Genomic DNA, 22203 nt, shown 5'->3' with positions numbered 1-22203 from the left:
ACGTAGCGTTTCGCCCATCAGAAACAACGGATCCCAGGAGCTCAAGATGCAGAAGTTCGACACCCCGGCCGCCATCTCCGCCGTTCTCGACATCCCGGCCGGACGTATCCAGTTCATCGCCGCCGACCGCGCCGACACCGTCGTCGAGGTGCGGCCCGCGGACGCCGCCAAGAGCCGGGACGTGAAGGCGGTGGAGGAGATCGAGGTCGCGTACGCCGACGGCGTGCTGCGGATCGAGGCCGCGCCGGCCAAGAACCGGGTCCTCGGCAACTCCGGTTCCGTCGAGGTCACCGTCCAGCTGCCCGCCGGCTCCCGCGTCGAGGGCAAGTCGGGCGCCGCCGAACTGCGGGGCGTCGGGCGGCTCGGCGACGTCGCCTTCGAGGGCGGCTACCGCCAGGTCAAGCTCGACGAGGCAGCGAGCGTCCGGCTCACCGTCCACGACGGCGACATCGCGGTCGGCCGGCTCGGCGGCCCCGCCGACATCCGCACCCAGCGCGGCGACATCCAGATCGCCGAGGCCGCGGGCGGCGCCCTCACCCTGCACACCCAGAAGGGCGACATCTCGGTCAGCGCCGCACCCGGCGTCTCGGCCGCCCTCGACGCCGGCACCAGTTACGGCCGTATCAGCAACTCGCTGAACAACAGCGAGGGTTCCGACGCCGGGCTCACCATCCACGCGACCACCAGCTACGGCGACATCACCGCCCGCAGCCTGTAATCCGCAGTCATCCATAGGGGGCACCTGACATGACCGACCTGGCCATCGCGGCGAACGGGCTGCGCAAGTCGTACGGCGACAAGACCGTCCTCGACGGCATCGACATCGCCGTACCGGAAGGCACGATCTTCTCCCTGCTCGGCCCGAACGGCGCCGGCAAGACCACCGCCGTGAAGATCCTCTCCACGCTCATCTCCGCCGACTCCGGATCCGGTGAGATCCGGGTCGGCGGGCACAGCCTCGCCACCGACGCGCAGGCGGTGCGGGCCGCGATCGGTGTCACGGGGCAGTTCTCCGCCGTGGACGGGCTGATCACGGGTGAGGAGAACATGCTGCTCATGGCGGACCTGCACCACCTCTCCAAGGCGGAGGGGCGACGGACGGCGGCCGAGCTGCTGGAGCGCTTCGACCTGACGGAGGCGGCGAAGAAGCCCGCCTCCACCTACTCCGGCGGCATGAAACGCCGCCTCGACCTCGCCATGACCCTGGTCGGCAATCCGCGGATCATCTTCCTCGACGAGCCCACCACCGGACTCGACCCGCGCGCCCGCCACAACATGTGGCAGATCATCCGCGAACTCGTCACCGACGGCGTCACCGTCTTCCTCACCACCCAGTACCTGGAGGAAGCCGACCAACTCGCCGACCGCATCGCGGTGTTGCACGACGGCGTGATCGCCGCCGAGGGCAGCGCCGAGGAACTCAAGCGACTCATCCCCGGCGGCCACATCCGCCTCCGCTTCACCGACCCCGCCGCCTACCAGTCCGCGGCCGCCGCCCTGCACGACGCCGCCCGCGACGACGAGGCGCTCGCGCTCCAACTCCCCAGCGACGGCAGCCAGCGCGAACTGCGCTCCATCCTCGACTGGCTCGACGCGGCCGGCGTGGAGGCCGACGAACTGACCCTGCACACACCCGACTTGGACGACGTGTTCTTCGCCCTGACCGGCCCCGCCACCATCCCGAACCAGACCAAGGAGGACGCCCGATGAGCACGCTCTCCCTCGCCGTACGCGACTCGTCCACGATGCTGCGCCGCAACCTCCTCCACGCCCGGCGCTACCCGTCCCTCACCCTGAACCTCCTCCTCACCCCGATCATGCTCCTGCTCCTCTTCGTCTACATCTTCGGCGGCACGATGAGCGCCGGGATCGGTGGCGGCGGTCGCTCCGAGTACGTCGCCTACCTCGTCCCCGGCCTGCTGCTGATGACCATCGGCTCCACCACGATCGGCACCGCGGTATCGGTCTCGACCGACATGTCCGAGGGCATCATCGCCCGCTTCCGCACGCTGGCGATCCACCGCCCGTCGGTGCTCATCGGTCACGTCGTCGGCAGCGTGGTGCAGTCGGTGGTCAGCGTGGTCCTCGTCGGGGCGGTCGGCGTGGCCATCGGCTTCCGCTCCACGGACGCCACGGTCCTGGAGTGGCTGGCGGCCTTCGGCCTGCTCGTCCTGTTCGCCACCGCGCTCACCTGGATCGCGGTCGGCATGGGCCTGGTCAGCCCGAACGCGGAGGCCGCCAGCAACAACGCGATGCCGCTGATCTTCCTGCCGCTCATCTCCAGCACCTTCGTCCCGGTCCACGCGATGCCGGGCTGGTTCCAGCCGATCGCCGAGTACCAGCCCTTCACTCCGGCCATCGAGACCCTGCGGGGCCTGCTGCTCGGCACGGAGATCGGCCACAACGGCTGGCTGGCGGTGGGGTGGTGCGTGGGTCTGGCGGTGCTCGGGTACTTCTGGTCCACGGCGAAGTTCAACGCCGACCAGAAGTAACGACTGCTTCAGCTCCTGCGCACGGCGACGGCCAACGTCGCGAACGGCACGGTCACGGAACCGCCTCGCATGTCGATGGCGGTTCCGACGGCTTTCAGGATCTCGGCGAGGGCGTCGGGCGGGAGCCGGGTGAAGGCACCCTGAGTGGGCACGAAGTCCAGCCAGGCGTCCCGGCTGTAGGTGAACTCCCAGTCGTACCGCCACTGTTCGGGCTCGCCGAAGGCGCCGTCGACGGATCGCATACCGTCGGCGGCCTTCGCGAGAAAGCCTTGGTACGCCTCGACCAGGGACCTCGTGACAGCGGCCCGGAAGTCGAACGGCGCGTCGGGCATGACCCGTTCGGCGGCATCGGCGACGGCTTCTGCGAGATCGGCGGGAAGGTCGGCGACGTTCCAGAAGGGCACGAGAAGCCCGCCGGGCCGGAGGACCTGCGCGGCTTTCACAGCCCCCGCCGCCAGATCCACCCAGTGCCAGGCAGTCCCGGCGACGACGACATCGAACGTCCGCCCCTTCGCCTCCCACTCCTCGAAGGTCGCCACGTCGACGTCCGTGCCGCGACGCCGGGCCAACTCGGCCATACGGGCGTCGGGTTCGACGCCGAGGACGGTGCAGCCGGCGTCCTGGAACTGCCGGGCGACGATCCCCGTACCGCATCCGACGTCAAGGACCCGGGCCCCTGGGCTCGCGTCGACGATCCGCCGGACCAGGGCGTCGGGATAGCGGGGGCGGGCACGGTCGTAACGCTCGGCGTCGGTCCCGAAGGACTCGGCTACGTCTCGGTGACGGTGGGGCTCGTCGGGATCGGCAGTCCGGCCGTTCGCTAAAGTGGGCATGCGCCCACTATGAATGGGCGCTCGCCCACTCGTCAACGCTTCACGCTTCGCTTGGAGACCCCGGCATGCCAACAGGTGTGGCCATCCGCGACCCCCGCCAGCAGCTCTTCGAGGCCGCCGAACGCGTCCTCCTGCGCACCGGCCCAACGGGCCTGACCAGCAGGGCGGTCACGGAGGAGGCGGGCGTGGCGAAGGGCGTACTGCACCGCCACTTCACGGACTTCGACGGGTTTCTGACGGAACTGGTGCGGGGGCGTATCGACCGGTTGGCGCTCCGGGGCTCGGCCCTGCTTGCCGCGGCCGGCACAGGAACGGTCGCCGACAACCTCACGGCCGCGCTGATCGACGTATTCGACCCGGTGGGAGTGGCGGTGGTCGGCCTGGTGATCGCCCGCGACGAACTCCGGACGCGGCTGCGGGCGTTGGGCTCGACGGGGATTCCGCTGATGGGTGAGGCGGCGGGGGTGCTGGCGGGGTATCTGGCGGCGGAGCGGGACTTGGGGCGGATCGCGGGGGACGCGGACGTGGACGTCCTGGCCCCGACGCTGCTGGGCGCGGCACATCTGCTGTTCGCGGACCGGGAGGCGGGGGCGCCGGATGGGGGGGCCGTGCGCAAGGTCGTTACGACGGTGGTCGCGGGGGCGGCTTAGGAGCGGGGTCAGCCGCGTTGCATACCGGAGGTGTCTTCGAGGATCCCCCGCCGGCCGTTTCCGGACTGGACCAGTAGCCCGGACCCACGAGGCTCCACCGCGAGGTACCAGATACCCGGAGAAAGTTCGTCCACGGGTTCTCGGCTGCCGTCCTCGCGCAGCAGCGTCCTGGCCGTGGGCACGGTCATCCAGAACGGAGTGAACTTCTTCTTGGCGCCCTCATGGGCCCGCACGCCCTGCGTCGCGCGAGGGACCGCGCCCGGCGCAGGACCGCCGTAGGCGGCCTGCTGCGGCGCGTCGGCGCCGGCGGGAACCGGCCCGAGGGGCTCCCCTGCCCTGCTCTGGGCGACATTCCGCTCCCCTCCGGCCGCCGCTCCCGCCACGCGCCGGAACTCCGCAAGGATGCGCTCGGCCTCCGCCTCGGCACGCTCTCTCACCTCCTGGGCCTCGATGGCCGCCTTCGCGCGCAAATCGGCGCTCTCCTCCACGTTCCGCCGCGCCTCGGCCCGTAGCTGTTCCATTTCCTCCCTGGCCGCCGCGCGGATGGCGCCTATGTCCTGCGCGGCCTCTTCCCCCAGCCTGCTTGCCTCGCGCCGGGCTTCCAGGAGGAAGCGCTCGGCCTCCGCTTTGGCGTTATCCGCGATCGCCGAGGCCTCGCTGAGCGCGACGAACGCCTTACCCAACAGCCGCCCCGCGACCGAGTCGGCGTGCCCCAGTCGCGCAGCCTCCAGGATGCTGCCGTCCCCCACCACCACAGACTGCTCCACCAGCACCGTGCTCAACGCGTCGTGAACCGCCGCCGCGTCCGCCGGACGATCCCCCGGATCCTTGGCCAGCAGCCGCAGGATGAGGTCGTTCAAAGAAGCGGGAAGGTCCCCGACCCGATCCCGCGGCGGCACCGGCGGAGCGTCCGCCTGCATCCGCAGCACCGCCAACGGACTGTCACTCACGAACGGCGGCCGTCCCGTCACCGCGTGGTACAGCAGGCACCCCAGCGAGTACAGGTCGCTGCGGTGATCGATCTCCCGGGCCCCCTCGGCCTGTTCGGGGGACATGTACGGCGGCGACCCCAACAACGCCCCCGTCACCGTCGGTTCGTGCACACTCAGCGTCTCGCCCATGAACTTGGCGACCCCGAAGTCGAGCACCTTCGTCGTCCCCTCCGGCGTCAGCAGCACGTTGGCCGGCTTGATGTCGCGGTGGACGACGCCCCGCCGGTGCGCCGCATCCAGCGCGTCCGCGATCTGCGCCGCCCAGCCGACCGCGCGCGGCCAAGGAGGCGTGCCCTCCTTCAACTGCCTGCCGAGCGAGACCCCGCGGACCAGTTCCATGACGAGGTAGAAGACGGGCCGCCCACCCATCTGCACCTCCCCCCAGTCATGCACAGTCACGATGTTCTGGTGCGACAACCGCCCCGCCAGCTGCACCTCACGTCGGAACCGCGCCTGCGTCTCCGCCTCCCGCGCCCCGAACATCGCGTGCACCAGCTTCACGGCCACATCCCGCCGCATCCGCTCGTCCTGCGCGGCCCACACCTCGCCCATCCCGCCCGAACCGAGCCGCTCCCCGATCCGGAACCGCTCAGCGAGCAGTACCCCGTGCACGTGCCGCCTCCCCCGCCGACCGACCACCGCCGTACGACGGTACGCCCTCGCCCCGCCCTACGCCCCTCGCTCGCCACCTCCCGCTCAGGGCCCCGCCGAACTCCCCGAGCTCCCGTACGAACCCCCCGCCACCCGCCGCAACCGCCGCGCCTCGTCCTCCAGCCGCCGTGCCACCCCGCCCGCACCGCCCGCCCCCTCCCCCAGCCCACTGGCCAGGAGTTGGGCCGCGAGGCCGTCGAAGTAGTGGGCGGCGACGAAGAGTTGGTCCTCGCCGTCCATGGCGAGACCCCTGGCCTCGTTCAGGACGTGGGTGACGCGCTGGCTGATCTCGTCCCGCGCGTCCTGCGCCAGCCCGACCGCCCGACCGGTCTGCGCGAGCACGGAGTGACAGGAGCGTTCGAGTTCGCCGACCAGCCGGTCACCCCGGTCGAACACGCTGTTCGCGCCACCGGTCTGCGCGACCCGGGTCTCCAACTGGAAGGCCTCGTACGGCTCGAAGCGCCGCAGATCCACCGCGTTCGTCGCCCCGAGCGCCGCCCGGAAGCACGGATGGACGTGGAACTCGGTCTCGTGCGGCTGCACCGGCAGGTCGTCGTCCCCGACGAACACCACGTCGTTGCCCCGCCGCACCCCGAGAAACCCGACGCCGTACAGCACGTCGACGATCCCGGGCAGCGTCAACGCGCTCGCGTACGCCGGAAACAGCGCCCGCAGCGACTCCGCCGCCGCCTCGAACCGCGTCCCCAACGCCGTCCGCGTGACGACGTACCCGTTGTTCTGGAAGAGCGGGAACAGGTTCTTCAGGAAGGGGTGCGCGACCAGGTACTCCAGGGACAGGTCCTTCAGCTTCCACGCCGAGAACTGCCGCCCCGCCTGCAGCACGTCCCCCTCCGTGATCCGCTCCCGCCCGTTGATCAACCAGGCGGTCTCCTGGCAGAGGTTGAGGAACTGGATCGCGTCCCGCGGCCGCGGCAGACAACGCCGGAAGAGGTACGACGGCGTCTCCTCGCCGTCGACGACCCGCGGGAACACCTCCCGCCACAGCCGCTCCCCGCTCACCTCAACCCCGGCGGACGCCCGCGCCCGCGCCAACGCCAGGTCCCCGAGCGCCTGTTCGGTCCAGGCGATCCGCAGCTCGTCACCCCGGTACTTGTCCCCCTCCCCGAAGGAGAGGGAGTCGTAGATGTCCGCGCGGAGGAAGAGCAGGAAACGGACTGAACGGCCGTACAAGCCCGCCCCGTGCTTGGCCGCCAGCAACAACCCGATCACCATCGAGATGCTGTCCGCCTCAGCCGACCACACCTGCTCCAACTGGTCGACCATGACGAGGAACGGCCCGTGCGCGCCGTCACAGCCGAGGTCCGCGAAGGCCCGCGCCACCCCGCCCTCGACGACGTCCAACTGCCGTGCCGCCTGCGCCCCTTCGGACGGCGCCTGCGCGAGATCCAGCCCCGCCTTCAGCCCGAACGCCTCCAGCGACAACGACGTCTGCAACCCCCGCGCGCCCTGCGCCAGCCGGTCCACCAGCCGCTCCCCGCCCCCCGCCTCCCCGTTCTGCTTGAGGAACCGCGCCAGCGCCTTGACCGAGTCCGGCTGCTTCTTGCCGTGCGCGCTCGCGTGCGCGACGAGATGACGAGCGGCGTGTACGGCGAAGACGTACCGCCAGATCAGGGCCTTCGCGGAGTCGCCGGGCAGCCCCTGGAGCTCGAAGCGGCGGATCTCCTCCCCGGCGGCCTCGTCCGGAGTGACCAGCACCCGCCCCGCGTAGTACCCCTCGCTGTCCGCCATCAGATGCATGCATACGGCGCTCTTGCCGGAGCCCTTGCGCCCGATGATCAGCATCTTGCGGCCGCTGAGCGCGGCGCGATAGGCGGCGTTGGGCAGGAACCCGCCGCGTAACAGCAGCCCTTCGGTCGAGTCCCGCTCGGCGTCCTCGCGCCCGAAGTGCAGCCGCGCGAGCAGCGGTCCGTCGGCCATACCGTCCCCCTTGGTGTCACCGGTAACCGACACCGTAGCGGTGGGCCGCGGTTCCGCTTCGGGGATCTGCTCGATGATCCCCGGGCTCCCGGAGGCGTTGTCAGTGGCGGCCCTTACAGTCGGTGGCATGGCGACACTTCCCAACCCGCTGCCGAGGCTCGCGTCCCTCGGTCTGGACCTCCCGCCCGGGAGGCTCATCGACACCGGGGGCCCCTCCCACGCCCTTGAGGCGGTGGCGGACTACGACGGTCCGTGGCACGAGCCGCTGCTGTGGCTGGCGGACGCACCGGCCGCGCCCGGCGCCTGGTCCGCGCCGGCGGAGGCGGCACCGGCGGTCGGCCTGCTGCCCGTCCTGCTCGATGTGGGCGGCGGCCATGGCGGGCCGGAGGAATGGGAGTTGATGCCCGGGGAGATGTCCTACCCGGGCGACCACGACGCCGAGGAAGTACTGGAGGACGCCTGGGACGAGTGCGCGGAGGAGGACACCGACTGGCCCGGCCTGGCGGAACCGGGTCAGGGCGAGGACGTCGACGCCGACTCGGTCGCCTCCGGCATCGTGGACACCCTCCTCGACGGCGCCGGCCCCCTCAAGGACCCCCACCTCGCGCTCGTCCCCGCCCGCCGCAGCGCCGACATCCCCACGGCCATCGGCTGGACGGGCCCGGCCAACCACGAGAGCGACACCGCCCGCCTCTCCGCCGTACTCCGCTCCTGGGAGGACCGCTTCGGCATACGGGTCCTGGCGCTCGGCTTCGACCACCTGCTGGTGTCGGTCGCCCATCCGCCGACCACCCTCGCCGACGCCGAGGCCCTGGCCGCCGAGCACTTCGCGTTCTGCCCGGACAACATCTGGCAGGGCGCCGACACCACGCTCACGTCCTACGCCGAACACCAACTCCTCAACCGCCCGGCCTGGCACTTCTGGTGGGACTGACCCCGGATAGCCCCTGCGGCCCGGATGACTAGGGCAACAGGCCCTAGGGGGCCCGCCAGACCGTCATGTCCGCGGTCACGAAGCTCATCCCGGGGGTGTCCCACAGCGCCGTCGACTTCACCTGGATCACCAGCAGCGCGATGTCCCCCGACCGGTTCCTGACACAGATCTCGCTGCCCTTCGCCGCCCAGGCCAGCCCGAGGCTGTGGCTCTTGACGCCGGTGAGCGCGGTACGGCACGTGTCGTAGGTGGCCCCCGGCCTACCCGTCAGCTGGGTGATGACACTGGTCCTGCTGTCCAGCGCACAGCCCGCGTCCTTGCAGTCGAGCCGGATGTCGCCCTTGGCGTTCTTGGGCTCGATCGGCTCCCTGAGGTTCAGCGAGTTCTTCTCGTCGATCCAACGGAAGGGGTACGGAAGGGCCTCCGGCGACGCGGACCCACCGGAGGACGAGCCCGTCCCGCCGCCGCTCCCCGCGGCCGACCCCGACCCGGACTTCGCTCCCGACCCCGATGAGGAGGACGCCGACGACCCCCCGCCCCCTGTCGCACCGGCCGTGGAGGAGGAGGCCGTGTCCCGGTCCCGAATCCCGTCCATGGCGTCCTTGAGCAGCCACGCCAGCCCCGCCATCAGCAGCACACCGGCCGACACGATCCCGACGACGATCAGCACGGCACGTCTCCGCCGGGCCTGCCGCTCCTCCGGCGCGACGGTGTACGGCCCCGCCGGATAGGGACCCATCGGATAGGGACCCATCGGATACGCCCCCACAGGCACAGGCCCCACCGGATAGGGCCGGTCCGCAGCCATCCCGCCCGCAGCCGCCCCACTCGGAGCCACCGCGCTCGGAACCACCCCGCTCGGAACCACCCCGCTCGGAACCACCGCGCTCGGAGCCATCCAACCCGCAGACGGCCCCTGCAACTGCGGCCCTCCCGATGCCACTTCCTCCGAAACCCCGGCCTCCGCCGCCCCCTCGCCCATCGGCAACGTCCGCGTCGGCGTCGGCGTCGATCCCACCCCCGGTGCCAGAGCCGGCACCGGCCCCGCCACCGGCCCAGGAACCGTGACCTCCGCCCCCATGACCTCCCGCCAAACCGTCGGCCCCGCCCCCGCGTCGGCCCCCCGCCCCAGCCACTCCCGGCACCACTCCACGACCTCACCCGGCGTCGCCCGTTCCCCCGGATCCGCGGCCAGGCACCGGGCGATCAGCGGACGCAGCTCCGACGGCAGCCGGGACAGGTCGGGTTCCGAATGCACGATCCGATAGAGGATGTTGACCGCCGCCCCCTCCCCGTACAGCGGCTCCCCCAGCGCCGCGAACGCCGCCGTCTGCCCCAGTGCGAACACATCCGTCGCCGCCGTCACCTCACCCCCGGACGCCTGCTCCGGGGCCATGAACGACGGCGTCCCGATGGCACTCCCCGTGGCGGTGTACGACGTGGAGTCCGCCGCCAGCGAGATCCCGAAGTCGATCACCCGGGGCCCGTCCGCGGCGAGCAGCACGTTGGACGGCTTGAGATCCCGGTGCACGATCCCCGCGCCGTGGATGGCCTGCAAGGCCTCGGCCACCCCCGCCACCAGCCACAGCACCGCCGGCACCGGCAGCGGCCCACGCCGGGCGACCGCCTCCGACAGCGAGGGCCCGGGCACGTACAAGGTGGCCAGCCACGGCGGTACGCCGTCCGCGTCCGCGTCGATCAGCTCGGCCGTGTAGGCGCCACGGACCCGCTGGGCCGCCTTGATCTCCCGCCGGAACCGCCGCCGGAAGTCGGGATCGTCGGCCAGTTCCGGCCGTACGACCTTGATCGCCACCGGCCGCCCACCCGCCGTGTGCGACAGATAGACCCGGCCCATCCCACCCGCACCGAGCCGCGCGGCGAGCCGATAACCGGCCACCACAGCCGGATCGTCCGCCTGCAAGGCCTCGAACGCCTCAGCCGCACCGGCCTCGTTCATGAATCCCCGTCCCCCTGCCCCCCGAGCCCCTCCGGAATGCTAGGCCTTCAACCCCTTCCCCAGCCTCCGAAGCCCCTCCCCGATCTCCTCCGGCGTCTGTGTCACGAAGCACAGTCGCATCGTCGACCGGTCCGGCTCACCGGCGTAAAAGGGCGCACCCGGGACGTAGGCGACATCGTGCCGAACGACCTCCGGCAGCAGGGCCGTCGTGTCGTACGACTCCGGAAGCCGGGCCCAGAGGAACATCCCGCCCTCCGGCCGCTCCCAGGTCGAGCCGGACGGCAGCGCGTCGGCCAGCCCCGCCAGCATCGCGTCCCGCCGCTCCCGGTACGCCCCGGCGACCCGGGCGACGTGCGCGTCCAGGTCGCGGTCGGCCAAGTACCGTGCCGCGGCGAGCTGGTTGACGGTCGGCGTGTGCAGGTCCGCCGCCTGTTTGGCGACCGCGCAGGCCCGCCGCAGCTCCGCCGGCGCCCGCAGCCAGCCGAGCCGCAGCCCCGGCGCCATCACCTTGGAGAAGGAGCCGAGCAGGACGGTACGGTCGCGGGCCGCTTCGTGCGCGGCGATCCACGGCACCCGCTCACCCTCGAAGCGCAGTTCGCCGTACGGGTCGTCCTCGACGATCCACAGCCCGCACCGCCCCGCCACCGCGGCGACCGCGGCCCGGCGCGCGGCGGACATCGTGCGACCGGTCGGATTCTGGAAGGTGGGGACGGTGTAGAGCAGCTTCGGGCGTTCCCTCTCCACGAGTTCCGCCAGCGCCTCCGGGTCGACGCCGTCCGCATCGCCCGGCACGGCGACGACCCGCGCGCCCGCGAAGGAGAAGGCCTGAAGTGCCGCCAGATAACAGGGACTCTCGACCAGGACGGTGTCCCCGGGCTCCAGCAGCGCGGTCGCGAGGAGCGAGAGCGCCTGCTGGGAGCCGGTGGTGACGAGGATGTCGTCGGCCTCGGTCGGCAGCCCCCGCACCGTCGTCCGCACGGCCAGCGCGCCCCGCAGCGCCGGCTCGCCCTCGGTGGTGGCGTACTGGAGGGCCCGCGCCGGCGTCTCGGCCAGCACCGCCCGGAACGCCTCCGCGATCCCCGCCGCGTCGAACAGCTCCGGCGCGGGCAGCCCGCCCGCGAAGTTGACCACCTCGGGGCGGGCGGTGACGGCGAGGATGTCCCGCACCGGCGAACCCCCGACGGACCGGGCGCGCGCGGCGAGCGGTGGAACGGGCGCGAGGACGGATGGCGCGACGGTCATGACGGCTCCTTCGACTGCGGGCGGGCGGCGACTCGTGCCCGCAGCCTAGAGATGTACGTGCCGTCTACAACCAGGTTTCCGGGATACGGACGCCCGCCCGGCCCGCCACCGCCGGCTAGGCCTTCGTACCGATCGCCCCGTACACGTTGATGTCGTCGTCCGTCACGTCGTTGATGTCCCGGTAGCGGATCTTCTCGATGTCGTCGAGGCTCTCGAAGTACGCCTCCTCCACCGCCGGCGGGGCCGGTGCCGGGCCCGGGTGCCAGTGGTGCGCGGGGACGACGCCGGGCTCGTCCAGGGTCAGGCCCGGTGTCTCGGCGTAGAACCGCTCGACCTCGGCCCGGGAGCGGAACACGAAGGTGAAGCCACGCTCGGTGTACGTCCGTTGGACCGCGCGGGTCGGCTCCGGGTGCATCTCGTCGGTGAGGTGGCTGAGCACCACCTGGCTACCGGCGGGCAGCGCCTCCACCAGCTCGCTGACCAGCGGGTACGCCTCCTCGTCCTCGACGAAGTGCAGGATCGCCACGAGGAGGAGGGCGACCGGCCGGCTGAAGTCGAGGGTCTTGGCGGCCTGTTCGAGGATCTCGGCCGGGCGGCGCAGATCCGCGTCGATGTAGTCGGTACGTCCCTCGGGGCTGCTGGTGAGCAGGGCGCGGGCGTGCGCCAGGACGACCGGGTCGTTGTCGACGTACACGATCCGCGACTCGGGGGCGATGGCCTGGGAGATCTGGTGGACGTTCTCCGCGGTGGGCAGCCCGGTGCCGATGTCGAGGAACTGCCGGATGCCCTGCTCCTGGGCCAGCCGGGTCACCGCGCGCCGCATGAAGTCGCGGTTGTGCCGTACGTCGAGGTAGCCGCGCGGGTTGGCGGCGAGCGCGGCGGCGGCCGCGGCGCGGTCCACGGGGTAGTTGTCCTTGCCGCCGAGGAAGACGTCGTAGACGCGGGCCGGATGCGCCTTGGTGGTGTCGATCCTCCCTCTCAGCAGCGCGGGGTCTTGGCTCAGAGCGTCACCGGGCACGGGCGTCTCCCTGGGAGAGTCGAGGCGGGTCATTCAAGCGACAACAACGTAACTCCCGGCGGAAGTTGATGGTGCCCGAGCGCCGATCTCACAGCTCCCGGGCCGCCACGACGTCCCACAACCCGTCCCCGGGACGGCACATCCCCGCAGGTCAGCACCCGTCCCGCCACCCCGCCGTCCCGAATCCCGCGCGAACTGTGGCGCCCGGCGCCGATCACCGACCAGGCTGGGCCCGTCGCCCCACCGAGCCCCCACGGAAGGCCCACCACCATGCCCGCCCGAGCCGACCGCACCCGCCGCCGTCTCGCCGCCGCCACCCTCGCGGCGCTCACCGCCCTCACCCTCGCGGGCTGCCAGGACGGCACCGGCGTACGCGACGAGGGCCCGGCCACGAGCCACGCCCTGCACGCCCCCGCCGTGACCCTGAACCATGGCGCGCACAACGCGAAGAGGCCGCCCGGTCTGCAACCGGACGGCCTCGAAGCGCGATGATCAGCCGGCGTACGCCGGAGCCGCTTCCTTCGGGTTCGGGCCGTACTCGTTCGCGCCCGGCTGGCTGTCGGAGACGGTGAAGACCAGCAGGGTGATCGGGCCGGCGATCGGGACGATGCCGAACAGCAGCCACCAGCCGGAGCGGCCCGTGTCGTGCAGACGGCGGACGCCGACGGCCAGGCTGGGGATCAGGATGGCGAGGTAGAAGATGCCCACGAGGGCGAAGAGCGCCGCGGTCTTGGTGGCGAGGGCGAGGACCATCAGCACCACGTAGATGATTCCGACGAACAGCGCGAAGTTCCAGTACTCCTTGCGGCGCGAGCGCCCGCTGAACACCGCGTACTTCTTCAGCGCCTCGATGAACCAGCTCATTGCGTCCCCCTGGGATCGACGTTCAGCCCGTTCCGGAACGGATCAGGCCAGGCGCAGAAGGTAGGGACGATGACGAGAACTCGTCAATTCGGTTTGTACGGCACACCGGTTGAGCGATTTCCGGACAGATGCACATCTGTCCGGAGGTAACCACAGGTCGGACAACGCACGTTCACGGCACCGAGTTGCTTCCGTTGCCGAACCGAACACGTTCCGATGCGGGGCGGTGTCCGATTCGACGCCGGATCTGTCCCGTTCCGTTGCCCAACCGCCCCACCCGCAACGGCAGTCAGCGCAGTTTCTGCGCCACCTCGGTGGCCCAGTAGGTGAGGATGTTCTGCGCGCCGGCCCGCTTGATGCCGGTGAGGGCCTCCAGGATCGCCTTGTCCCGGTCGATCCAGCCCTTCTCGGCGGCGGCCTCGATCATCGAGTACTCGCCGGAGATCTGGTAGGCGGCGACCGGCACGTCCACCGCGTCCGCGACCCGCGCGAGGATGTCGAGGTAGGGCCCGGCCGGCTTCACCATCACCATGTCGGCCCCCTCCTCCAGATCGAGGGCCAGCTCACGCAGCGACTCCCGTGCGTTGGCCGGATCCTGCTGGTACGTCTTCCGGTCACCCTTGAGCGAGGAGCCGACGGCCTCCCGGAAGGGCCCGAAGAACGCGGAGGCGTACTTGACGGTGTACGCGAGGATCGCGACGTCCTCCCGCCCGATCTGGTCGAGCGCGTCCCGGACGACCCCGATCTGCCCGTCCATCATCCCGCTGGGCCCCACCACATGGGCGCCGGCGTCGGCCTGCACCTGGGCCATCTCGGCGTACCGCTCCAGGGTCGCGTCGTTGTCGACGCGCCCTTCCGCGTCCAGCACCCCGCAGTGCCCGTGGTCGGTCGTCTCATCGAGACAGAGGTCGGACATGACGAGCAGATCGTCGCCCACCTCGGCCCGCACGTCACGGAGCGCGACCTGCAGAATCCCGTCCGGATCGGTCCCGGGCGTCCCGAGGGCGTCCTTCTTCCCCTCCTCCGGCACCCCGAAGAGCATGATCCCGGAGATCCCGGCCGCGACCGCCTCCGCGGCGGCCTTCTTCAGGCTGTCCCGGGTGTGCTGCACGACCCCGGGCATCGCCGAGATCGGCACCGGCTCGCTGACGCCCTCGCGCACGAAGGCGGGGAGGATGAAGTCCGCGGGGTGCAGCCGGGTCTCGGCGACCATGCGCCGCATGACGGGGGTGGTCCGCAGTCGCCGTGGACGCGAGCCGGGGAAGGATCCGTACTTCGACATGCCACCTACGCTACGCCCGGCCCAGGGGCACCTTTGCCGACGGCCCGTCGGAGCACCGGCCTCCACCATGCGCCCCGTCCGCCCCGGGTTCATCCTGAAATGACAGGAGCACCGACGACCCAGACCCCTCCGTCGCGCGCACAGCGCACCGGCGCTGCCCGCGGGCGCCCCGGGAGGACGCGATGACCGCCACCCACCACACCCCCGACCTGTTCGCACTGTCCGAGATCCACGGCCCCGTCCTGCGCCCCGGCGACCGGGAGTACGAGGCCGAGGTCACCGGCTTCAACCTCGCCGCCCGGCACACCCCGGACGTCGTCGTGGGCGCGACCGACACCGACGACATCGTCACGGCGATGCGCTGGGCGGCGGCCACCCACACCCCCGTGGCGGTCCAGGCGACCGGCCACGGCGCCAACTTCCCCATAGAGAGCGGCCTGTTGATCACCACGGGCCGCATGACCGACGTACGCATAGACCCGGTGGAACGCACCGCGACGGTCGCCGCCGGCGCGAAGTGGCGCCACGTCCTGGACGCAGCCGCTCCCCACAACCTCGCCGCCCTCAACGGCTCCTCCACGGACGCGGGAGTCGTCGGCTACACCCTCGGCGGCGGCCTCCCGGTCCTGGGCCGTACCTACGGCTACGCGGCCGACCGGGTCCGCACCTTCGAGCTCGTCACCCCGGCCGGCACCCTCCTCACGGTGGACGCGGACACCGAACCCGACCTCTTCTGGGCCCTGCGCGGCGGCAAGGGCAACGTCGGGATAGTCGCCGGGATGACCTTCGACCTGCTTCCCCTGTCCAGGCTCCTGGGCGGCGGCATCTACTTCCCCGGCGAACACGCGGAAGCGGTCCTGCGCACCTGGGCCGACTGGACGACGACACTCCCCACCCAGATGTGCAGCGCGTACACACTCCTGCGCCTCCCGCCGATCCCGCAGATCCCGGAACCCCTCCGAGGCGGCTTCTGGGCAAGGGTGGCGGTGGCCTGGACCGGCGACCACCAACAGGGCGAGGAGCTCCTGACCCCCGTCCGCGCCGCGGCACCGATCACGATCGACACGGTGGAGGAGATGCCGTACACGGCCGTGGACCGCATCTACATGGACCCGCAGGACCCGCTCCCCGCCCGAGAGGCCTGCACCCTGCTCCACGGCCTCCCCCAGGAGGCCCTGACGGCGGTCCTCACCCAGGCAGGTCCGCAGGCACCCCCCGACTACCCGCTCCTCCTGACCGAACTCCGCCACATGGGCGGCGAACTCGCCCGCCCCGCCGCCATCGAGGACGCGATCTGCGCCCGGGACGCCAGCTACGTCCTGGAAACGGTCGGCCTACTGGCCGGCCCGGAGGCGGCGAGGGCAGTGGAAACAGCCACAACAGCCCTCCACACGGCCATGACCCCGTACGGCACAGGCCACACGATGGTCAACCTGCACGGCACCCCGGGCGACGAGAAGGACCGGGCAAGGGCCTGGACGGAGGAGGCTTACGCACGCCTGAGCAGAACGAAGTCGACGTACGACCCGGAGAACCTGCTGCGCTACGGGCACACGGTCACGCCTGTACCGGCGTGACCCGTGCTTCCCGTCCTCAGGTCGTACGACGACGCCTGGCCCCCGGTCGCCTCTCGCTCGGCCGCGTCACCGGATCCCCGGCCTCGACAGCCGCAGCCCGCCTCCGCAACCCGAAGTCGGCCAAGGCTTCCGCCAGCTTGTGCACGGACGGCTCCGGAGCCATCACATCCACCCGCAGCCCATGCTCCTCGGCGGTCTTCGCCGTAGCCGGACCAATACACGCGATGACCGTCACGTTGTGCGGCTTCCCGGCGATCCCCACCAGGTTCCGCACGGTCGAGGACGACGTGAAGAGAACGGCGTCGAAGCCACCCCCCTTGATCGCCTCCCGGGTATCCGCAGGCGGCGGCGACGCCCGCACGGTCCGATAGGCCGTGACGTCGTCGACCTCCCATCCGAGCTCGATCAGCCCGGCGACCAGCGTCTCCGTCGCGATGTCCGCCCGCGGCAGGAACACCCGGTCGATCGGATCGAAGACGGGGTCGTACGGCGGCCAGTCCTCGAGCAGCCCGGCGGCGGACTGTTCCCCGGACGGCACCAGATCCGGCTTCACGCCGAAGGCGACGAGCGCCCTCGCGGTCTGCTCCCCGACCGCAGCGACCTTGATGCCGGCGAAGGCCCGCGCATCGAGGCCGTACTCCTCGAACTTCTCCCGTACGGCCTTCACCGCGTTCACCGAGGTGAACGCGATCCACTCGTACCGCCCGGTCACGAGCCCCTTCACGGCCCGCTCCATCTGCTGCGGCGTCCGCGGCGGCTCGACGGCGATCGTCGGCACCTCGTGCGGCACCGCGCCGTAGGACCGCAACTGGTCGGAGAGCGAGGCCGCCTGCTCCTTCGTACGCGGCACGAGTACCTTCCAGCCGAACAGCGGCTTGGACTCGAACCACGACAACTGGTCGCGCTGGGCGGCGGCGGAACGCTCACCGACCACGGCTATCACCGGCCGGCCGCCGTCCGGCGAGGGCAGCACCTTCGCCTGCTTCAGGGTCTGCGCGATGGTGCCGAGCGTGGCGGTCCAGGTCCGCTGACGAGTGGTCGTACCAGCCACCGTGACGGTCATCGGCGTATCGGGCTTGCGCCCGGCCGACACCAGCTCACCGGCGGCCGCACCGACGGAGTCGAGCGTCGTCGACACGACCACGGTCCCGTCCGAGGCGCCCACCTCCGTCCAGCACCGGTCGGAGGCGGTACGGGCGTCCACGAACCGGACGTCCGCGCCCTCGGCGTCCCGCAGCGGAACACCCGCGTACGCGGGCACCCCGACGGCCGCGGCGACACCCGGCACGACCTCGAAGGGCACGCCCCCGCGAACGCAGGCGAGCATCTCCTCGGCGGCATAGGCGTCCAGGCCGGGGTCACCGGACACCGCACGGACGACCCGCCTGCCGCCCCGCGCGGCCTCCATGACAAGATGTGCGGCATCCCGTACCGCGGGGACCCCAGCGGTTGTTGACGAGCTGTCAACAACCGCGAGCTGAGGTGTGCCCGTGCCCGGAAGCGGGTCCGACGAAGGACCCCCGTCCGTGTGCACTTCGGCGACACCTTGTCTGGCGTGCAGGCGCACCACGTCGAGCACGTCGTGCTCGGCGACGAGGACGTCCGCGTTCGCCAGCGCCTCGACGGCGCGCAGAGTCAGCAGTCCCGGATCCCCGGGTCCGGCACCCAGGAAGGTGACGTGCCCGTGCTCCGGACCGGCGGGAAGAGAGGTGGGGCTCACTTGGCTTGCTCCCCCATCAGACCGGCCGCGCCCTGGGCAAGCATCTCGGCAGCGAGTTCACGGCCGAGCGCCATTGCTTGGTCGTACGTCTCGGGCACGGGACCGGTGGTGGACAGCTGCACCGTGCGCGAACCGTCGGTCGTGCCGACTATCCCGCGCAGGCGCATTTCTCTGACAATCTGCCCGTCGGCCAGAAGGTCGGCCAGCGCGCCCACAGGGGCGCTGCAACCGGCCTCCAGGGCGGCGAGCAGGGACCTTTCGGCGGTCACGGCGGCCCGCGTGTACGGGTCGTCGAGTTCGCCGAGCGCCGCGATCAGGTCCGCGTTGTCCGCGGCACACTCGATCGCGAGTGCCCCCTGGCCGGGGCGGGCAGAACGGTGTCGACCGACAGGAAGTCGGTCACGTCGTCGATCCGACCGAGTCGGCTGAGGCCGGCGGCGGCGAGCACGACCGCGTCGAGCTCACCCTCCCGCACGAACCCGATCCGGGTGTCGACGTTCCCCCGGATCGGCACGGTCTCGATGTCCAGCCCGTGGCTGCGCGCATACGCGTTCAGCTGGGCCATCCGCCGCGGCGAACCGGTTCCGATCCGTGCCCCGCGGGGCAGGTCGGTGAACTTCAGCGCGTCCCGGGCGACGATCACGTCCCGCGGGTCCTCGCGCTCGGGTACGGCGGCCAGGACCAGGTCCTCGGGCTGCGCCGTCGGCAGGTCCTTGAGCGAATGAACGGCGAAGTCCACCTCACCCCTGAGCAGCGCGTCCCGCAGCGCGGTCACGAAAACACCCGTGCCGCCGATCTGCGCGAGGTGCTCGCGCGAGGTGTCGCCGTACGTCGTGATCTCGACGAGCTCCACGGGCCGTCCGGTCACCTGGCTCACGGCGTCCGCCACTTGCCCGGACTGGGCCATGGCGAGTCTGCTCCGCCTGGTCCCGAGCCTCAGTGCCTTGTCAGTCATGCTGGCCCTCGGTTCTTGCTGTTCTCAGATTCGTCATCGGCGCGGTCGGCCCGGGAGACGGCGGCCACCGCCTCCTGGTCGAGGTCGAACAGGGTCCGCAGGGCATCCGCGTACCCCGCACCGCCCGGTTCGGCGGCGAGCTGCTTGACCCGCACGGTGGGCGCGTGCAGCAGCTTGTCGACCACCCGCTTCACGGTCTGCGTGATCTCGGCCCGGTGCTTGTCGTCGAGCTCCGGCAACCGCCCCTCGAGCCGGGCGATCTCACTGGAGACGACATCGGCGGCCATGGTCCGCAGCGCCACGACGGTGGGCGTGATGTGCGCGGCCCGCAGCGCGGCCCCGAAGGCGGCAACCTCATCGCCGACGATCCGCCGCACCTGGTCCACATCGGCGGCCATGGGCGCATCGGCGCTGGCCTCGGCCAAGGACTCGATGTCGACGAGCCGCACCCCGACCTGCCGGTGCACGGCGGCGTCGATGTCCCGAGGCATGGCCAGGTCGAGCAGAAAAAGCACAGGAGCGGGCCGCACCGCTTCGACAACGGACTCGGGCTTACGACGCTCAGGAATCCGCAGACCGACGGAGGCAAGCGCGGCAAGCGCGACGATGGCCTCGGCGTCGTCCGCCACCGGGTTGGAACTCTGCGGCCGAGGAGCGTTGTCCACCCAGGCGGCATGCTGCTCGAGCTCAGCGGCCCCCATACCGGCAACGGCAGCTTCCCCGAGCACGGAGAACCCGGCGGTGGCGGAGAGGGAGGGCAGATCCAGCGGGCAGTTCTCTTCATCCGCCGCTGAGTCTGCGGGCAGTCGTGCCGCCGGGGCGGCTCCCGACCCAAAGCGAGACGGCACCCCGCCCGCGCGGGCAGGCGAAACCCACCCAGCACCCGCGGCCGGCACCCGCCCAGCCACAGCCGCACCAACCGCCTCAGCGCTCAGCACAAGCCCGGTCGCCCCCGTACAAGACACCACAACATCGGCACGTGTCAGCTCGTCCGGCACCGCATCCATCGGTACCGCGCGGGCCACCACGTCCAAGTCCCCGGCGTCATTCAGGCGTTTTCCATATTGCTCTCCGAGCAGGGCGGCAAGCCGCTCGGCCCGATCAGCGGTCCGGTTGGCGACGACGATCTCGCCGACTCCGGCCCGCCCCAGCGTCGCCGCAGCCAGCGAGGACATCGACCCGGCCCCGATGACCAGCGCCTTCTTCCCCCGGGCCCACTCCCGCACATCCCCGCCGGAGGCAAGCTGCTCCAGCCCGAACGTGACCAGCGACTGCCCGGCCCGGTCGATCCCGGTCTCGGAGTGAGCCCGCTTCCCGACCCGCAAGGCCTGCTGGAACAGGTCGTTGAGCAGCCGTCCCGCCGTGTGCAGATCCTGCGCCTTCGCCAGCGAGTCCTTGATCTGCCCGAGGATCTGCCCCTCACCGACGACCATCGAGTCGAGCCCACAGGCCACCGAGAAGAGATGGTGGACGGCCCGGTCCTCGTAATGCACATACAGATACGGCGTGAGCTCATCCAGCCCCACCCCACTGTGCTGGGCGAGCAGGGTCGACAGCTCGGCGACCCCCGCGTGGAACTTGTCCACGTCGGCGTACAGCTCGATGCGGTTGCAGGTGGCCAGCACCGCCGCCTCGGTGGCGGGCTCCGCGGCGACGGTGTCCTGGAGCAGCTTGACCTGGGCGTCCGCATGCAGCGCGGCCCGCTCCAGAACGCTGACCGGAGCGCTGCGGTGACTCAGCCCGACGACGAGGAGACTCATGCCGGCATCACGGCGGGTACGTCCCCGTCGGGTCCCTGCTCGGCGGAGTCCTTGCGCGCGGCGGCGGCCGGCCCGGCACCGTCGGCGGCGGCCGCGCTCTCCTCACCGGCCTTGCGCTGCTCATGGAAGGCGAGGATCTGGAGCTCGATGGAGAGGTCGACCTTGCGCACGTCGACGCCGTCCGGGACGGTCAGCACGGTCGGCGCGAAGTTCAGGATGGACGTGACCCCGGCGGCCACGAGCCGGTCGCAGACGGGCTGGGCGGCACCGGCGGGCGTGGCGATGACGCCGATGCTCACGCCGTTGTCCTCGATGATCTTTTCCAGGTCGTCGCTGTGCTGCACGGGGATCCCGGCGACGGGCTTTCCGGCCATTGCCGGATCGGCGTCGATGAGCGCCGCGACCCGGAAGCCACGGGAGGCGAAGCCGCCGTAATTGGCCAGGGCGGCACCGAGGTTACCGATACCGACGATCACAACCGGCCAGTCCTGGGTGAGCCCGAGCTCACGCGAGATCTGATAGACGAGATACTCGACGTCGTAGCCGACACCGCGCGTTCCGTAGGAGCCCAGGTACGAGAAATCCTTGCGCAGCTTTGCGGAGTTGACCCCCGCGGCGGCGGCCAGCTCCTCGGAGGAGACCGTGGGTACCGAGCGCTCCGACAGTGCGGTCAGCGCGCGGAGGTACAGCGGAAGCCTGGCGACGGTGGCCTCGGGAATCCCTCGGCTTCGGGTCGCCGGTCGGTGAGTTCGGCCAGTTGCCACGGTGCTCCTGCGGGTAGAGCGGGGCTGTAGGCGGTCACACGTACCCAGACCGCCCCGTCGACAGCAGGCTATGTCTTTGTGAACGCGTGCACAAAGATGGTGTCCGATTTGCCCGGCCAACGTGACCGGGGTCACGCACTCCTGTCCCAGGCGCATCCCAAGGGGCAAAACCGACACTCTCCTCGTGAATCCCGCCCCCGAGACCAGATCGCCATCGATCCTAAGCGACTTGCCGGGTACCTCTGTACTACTCGGTCAGTTCCTTGCGCAGGCGAACCTCGTCCACCCGCCAGAACGTGTGCTGACGGCCGTCGACGAGAACGACCGGAATCTGCTCCCAGTACTGCTCGTACAGTTCCGGGTCCCGGGTGATGTCCTTCTGCTCCCAGGGAACGCCGAGTTCGTCACACACCTTCCCGACCACCAGCTGCGCGTCCTCGCACAGATGGCAGTCGGGCTTGCCGATGAGGGTGACCAGCCGGTCCTGCGGAGCCGGCTTGCGTCGGAAGAGGGGGCTCATGCCGGCCATTGTCCCGCCTGTTTAACGGGCCGGTCGCGGAGAGTTCACAGCCTG

The 22203-nt window shown here is 71.1% G+C and carries 19 protein-coding genes and 1 pseudogene; 7 read left to right on the top strand and 13 right to left on the bottom strand.

What is annotated here, in order from left to right:
• The first annotated feature begins 46 nt into the window (after positions 1–46).
• From ACQEWB_RS27475 to ACQEWB_RS27465, 3 genes are read left to right on the top strand one after another with little or no spacing between them, the layout of a single operon-like run.
• A complete protein-coding gene (locus ACQEWB_RS27475) occupies positions 47–718 on the top strand; it encodes a DUF4097 family beta strand repeat-containing protein (RefSeq protein ID WP_432835474.1) in 672 nt (223 codons plus the stop codon).
• A 29-nt stretch (positions 719–747) separates the two neighbouring features.
• Positions 748–1710 (top strand): ATP-binding cassette domain-containing protein, encoded by a 963-nt coding sequence (locus ACQEWB_RS27470; RefSeq protein ID WP_432835472.1) that lies wholly within the window; start codon positions 748–750, stop codon positions 1708–1710.
• Positions 1707–2492 carry an ABC transporter permease gene (locus ACQEWB_RS27465; RefSeq protein ID WP_432835470.1) on the top strand — a complete coding sequence of 262 codons (786 nt, stop codon included), beginning with the start codon at positions 1707–1709 and terminating at the stop codon, positions 2490–2492. The genes ACQEWB_RS27470 and ACQEWB_RS27465 overlap by 4 nt, the downstream gene beginning before the upstream one ends.
• An 8-nt stretch (positions 2493–2500) precedes the next feature.
• Here the strand turns inward: ACQEWB_RS27465 and ACQEWB_RS27460 are convergent, their stop codons facing one another.
• Complete coding sequence (locus ACQEWB_RS27460; protein WP_432835468.1) at positions 2501–3325, bottom strand: class I SAM-dependent methyltransferase; 825 nt, start codon at positions 3323–3325, stop codon at positions 2501–2503.
• Positions 3326–3390: 65 nt separating this feature from the next.
• Between ACQEWB_RS27460 and ACQEWB_RS27455 the strand changes: the two genes are divergently transcribed.
• Complete coding sequence (locus ACQEWB_RS27455) at positions 3391–3975, top strand: TetR/AcrR family transcriptional regulator (protein ID WP_432835466.1); 585 nt, start codon at positions 3391–3393, stop codon at positions 3973–3975.
• An 8-nt stretch (positions 3976–3983) separates the two neighbouring features.
• Here the strand turns inward: ACQEWB_RS27455 and ACQEWB_RS27450 are convergent, their stop codons facing one another.
• Together ACQEWB_RS27450 and ACQEWB_RS27445 are read right to left on the bottom strand one after the other, a co-directional pair.
• The gene (locus tag ACQEWB_RS27450; RefSeq protein ID WP_432835464.1) at positions 3984–5579 is read right to left on the bottom strand and encodes a protein kinase domain-containing protein; all 1596 of its coding nucleotides are present in this window, start codon (positions 5577–5579) and stop codon (positions 3984–3986) included.
• Between the two features lie 84 nt (positions 5580–5663).
• Positions 5664–7556, bottom strand: coding sequence for a P-loop ATPase, Sll1717 family (locus ACQEWB_RS27445; protein WP_432835462.1), 1893 nt, complete (start codon positions 7554–7556; stop codon positions 5664–5666).
• 127 nt (positions 7557–7683) lie between these two features.
• On the opposite strand from ACQEWB_RS27445, the gene ACQEWB_RS27440 reads away from it, so the two are divergent.
• Entirely contained in the window at positions 7684–8490 is an 807-nt protein-coding gene (locus ACQEWB_RS27440; protein ID WP_432835460.1) for a DUF4253 domain-containing protein, read from the top strand.
• Between the two features lie 43 nt (positions 8491–8533).
• On the opposite strand, the gene ACQEWB_RS27435 is transcribed toward ACQEWB_RS27440, so the two are convergent.
• From ACQEWB_RS27435 to ACQEWB_RS27425, 3 genes are all read right to left on the bottom strand, one after another.
• The gene (locus ACQEWB_RS27435) at positions 8534–10447 is read right to left on the bottom strand and encodes a protein kinase domain-containing protein (RefSeq protein WP_432835458.1); all 1914 of its coding nucleotides are present in this window, start codon (positions 10445–10447) and stop codon (positions 8534–8536) included.
• 39 nt (positions 10448–10486) lie between these two features.
• Positions 10487–11689, bottom strand: coding sequence for a PLP-dependent aminotransferase family protein (locus ACQEWB_RS27430; protein WP_432835456.1), 1203 nt, complete (start codon positions 11687–11689; stop codon positions 10487–10489).
• A gap of 115 nt (positions 11690–11804) precedes the next feature.
• Positions 11805–12707, bottom strand: coding sequence for an SAM-dependent methyltransferase (locus ACQEWB_RS27425; protein ID WP_432835454.1), 903 nt, complete (start codon positions 12705–12707; stop codon positions 11805–11807).
• 270 nt (positions 12708–12977) lie between these two features.
• Here ACQEWB_RS27425 and ACQEWB_RS27420 point away from each other — a divergent pair, with 270 nt between their 5' ends.
• On the top strand, positions 12978–13199 hold the full coding sequence (locus ACQEWB_RS27420; RefSeq protein WP_432835452.1) for a hypothetical protein: 222 nt from the start codon (positions 12978–12980) through the stop codon (positions 13197–13199).
• Here the strand turns inward: ACQEWB_RS27420 and ACQEWB_RS27415 are convergent, their stop codons facing one another.
• Both ACQEWB_RS27415 and hemB read right to left on the bottom strand, forming a co-directional pair.
• Positions 13200–13571: a DUF805 domain-containing protein gene (locus ACQEWB_RS27415; RefSeq protein WP_432835450.1), complete on the bottom strand. Its 372-nt coding sequence runs from the start codon at positions 13569–13571 to the stop codon at positions 13200–13202.
• A gap of 289 nt (positions 13572–13860) precedes the next feature.
• A complete protein-coding gene (gene hemB / locus ACQEWB_RS27410) occupies positions 13861–14853 on the bottom strand; it encodes a porphobilinogen synthase (RefSeq protein ID WP_432835448.1) in 993 nt (330 codons plus the stop codon).
• A gap of 182 nt (positions 14854–15035) precedes the next feature.
• Here hemB and ACQEWB_RS27405 point away from each other — a divergent pair, with 182 nt between their 5' ends.
• A complete protein-coding gene (locus ACQEWB_RS27405; protein ID WP_432835446.1) occupies positions 15036–16430 on the top strand; it encodes an FAD-binding oxidoreductase in 1395 nt (464 codons plus the stop codon).
• A gap of 16 nt (positions 16431–16446) precedes the next feature.
• On the opposite strand, the gene ACQEWB_RS27400 is transcribed toward ACQEWB_RS27405, so the two are convergent.
• The 5 genes and pseudogenes from ACQEWB_RS27400 to ACQEWB_RS27380 form a co-directional block, all read right to left on the bottom strand.
• Positions 16447–18150, bottom strand: coding sequence for a uroporphyrinogen-III synthase (locus tag ACQEWB_RS27400; protein ID WP_432835444.1), 1704 nt, complete (start codon positions 18148–18150; stop codon positions 16447–16449).
• Positions 18147–19105: pseudogene (hemC, locus tag ACQEWB_RS27395) on the bottom strand (hydroxymethylbilane synthase). Before hemC ends, ACQEWB_RS27400 begins: the two are co-directional and overlap by 4 nt.
• Complete coding sequence (locus ACQEWB_RS27390) at positions 19102–20865, bottom strand: glutamyl-tRNA reductase (protein WP_432835442.1); 1764 nt, start codon at positions 20863–20865, stop codon at positions 19102–19104. The pseudogene hemC and the gene ACQEWB_RS27390 overlap by 4 nt, the downstream one beginning before the upstream one ends.
• Positions 20862–21629 carry a redox-sensing transcriptional repressor Rex gene (locus tag ACQEWB_RS27385; protein WP_432835440.1) on the bottom strand — a complete coding sequence of 256 codons (768 nt, stop codon included), beginning with the start codon at positions 21627–21629 and terminating at the stop codon, positions 20862–20864. Before ACQEWB_RS27385 ends, ACQEWB_RS27390 begins: the two co-directional genes overlap by 4 nt.
• A 247-nt stretch (positions 21630–21876) precedes the next feature.
• On the bottom strand, positions 21877–22158 hold the full coding sequence (locus ACQEWB_RS27380; protein WP_432835438.1) for a glutaredoxin family protein: 282 nt from the start codon (positions 22156–22158) through the stop codon (positions 21877–21879).
• Positions 22159–22203 lie beyond the last annotated feature (45 nt).

This window comes from Streptomyces sp. CA-249302, assembly GCF_050936785.1.
In the GTDB taxonomy this organism is placed as follows: domain Bacteria; phylum Actinomycetota; class Actinomycetes; order Streptomycetales; family Streptomycetaceae; genus Streptomyces.
The sequence above is the reverse complement of the archived record's forward strand: the minus strand, read 5'-3'. Positions and strand labels throughout refer to the sequence as shown.

Excerpts from the sequence above, each read along its gene's own strand:
- ACQEWB_RS27460 (WP_432835468.1), bottom strand. The coding sequence starts at position 3,325 with ATGCCCACTTTAGCGAACGGCCGGACTGCCGATCCCGACGAGCCCCAC.
- ACQEWB_RS27415 (WP_432835450.1), bottom strand. The coding sequence starts at position 13,571 with ATGAGCTGGTTCATCGAGGCGCTGAAGAAGTACGCGGTGTTCAGCGGG.
- ACQEWB_RS27380 (WP_432835438.1), bottom strand. The coding sequence starts at position 22,158 with ATGGCCGGCATGAGCCCCCTCTTCCGACGCAAGCCGGCTCCGCAGGAC.
- ACQEWB_RS27465 (WP_432835470.1), top strand. The coding sequence starts at position 1,707 with ATGAGCACGCTCTCCCTCGCCGTACGCGACTCGTCCACGATGCTGCGC.
- ACQEWB_RS27455 (WP_432835466.1), top strand. The coding sequence starts at position 3,391 with ATGCCAACAGGTGTGGCCATCCGCGACCCCCGCCAGCAGCTCTTCGAG.
- ACQEWB_RS27475 (WP_432835474.1), top strand. The coding sequence starts at position 47 with ATGCAGAAGTTCGACACCCCGGCCGCCATCTCCGCCGTTCTCGACATC.
- ACQEWB_RS27405 (WP_432835446.1), top strand. The coding sequence starts at position 15,036 with ATGACCGCCACCCACCACACCCCCGACCTGTTCGCACTGTCCGAGATC.
- ACQEWB_RS27445 (WP_432835462.1), bottom strand. The coding sequence starts at position 7,556 with ATGGCCGACGGACCGCTGCTCGCGCGGCTGCACTTCGGGCGCGAGGAC.
- hemB (WP_432835448.1), bottom strand. The coding sequence starts at position 14,853 with ATGTCGAAGTACGGATCCTTCCCCGGCTCGCGTCCACGGCGACTGCGG.
- ACQEWB_RS27420 (WP_432835452.1), top strand. The coding sequence starts at position 12,978 with ATGCCCGCCCGAGCCGACCGCACCCGCCGCCGTCTCGCCGCCGCCACC.
- ACQEWB_RS27390 (WP_432835442.1), bottom strand. The coding sequence starts at position 20,865 with ATGAGTCTCCTCGTCGTCGGGCTGAGTCACCGCAGCGCTCCGGTCAGC.
- ACQEWB_RS27440 (WP_432835460.1), top strand. The coding sequence starts at position 7,684 with ATGGCGACACTTCCCAACCCGCTGCCGAGGCTCGCGTCCCTCGGTCTG.
- ACQEWB_RS27435 (WP_432835458.1), bottom strand. The coding sequence starts at position 10,447 with ATGAACGAGGCCGGTGCGGCTGAGGCGTTCGAGGCCTTGCAGGCGGAC.
- ACQEWB_RS27430 (WP_432835456.1), bottom strand. The coding sequence starts at position 11,689 with ATGACCGTCGCGCCATCCGTCCTCGCGCCCGTTCCACCGCTCGCCGCG.
- ACQEWB_RS27470 (WP_432835472.1), top strand. The coding sequence starts at position 748 with ATGACCGACCTGGCCATCGCGGCGAACGGGCTGCGCAAGTCGTACGGC.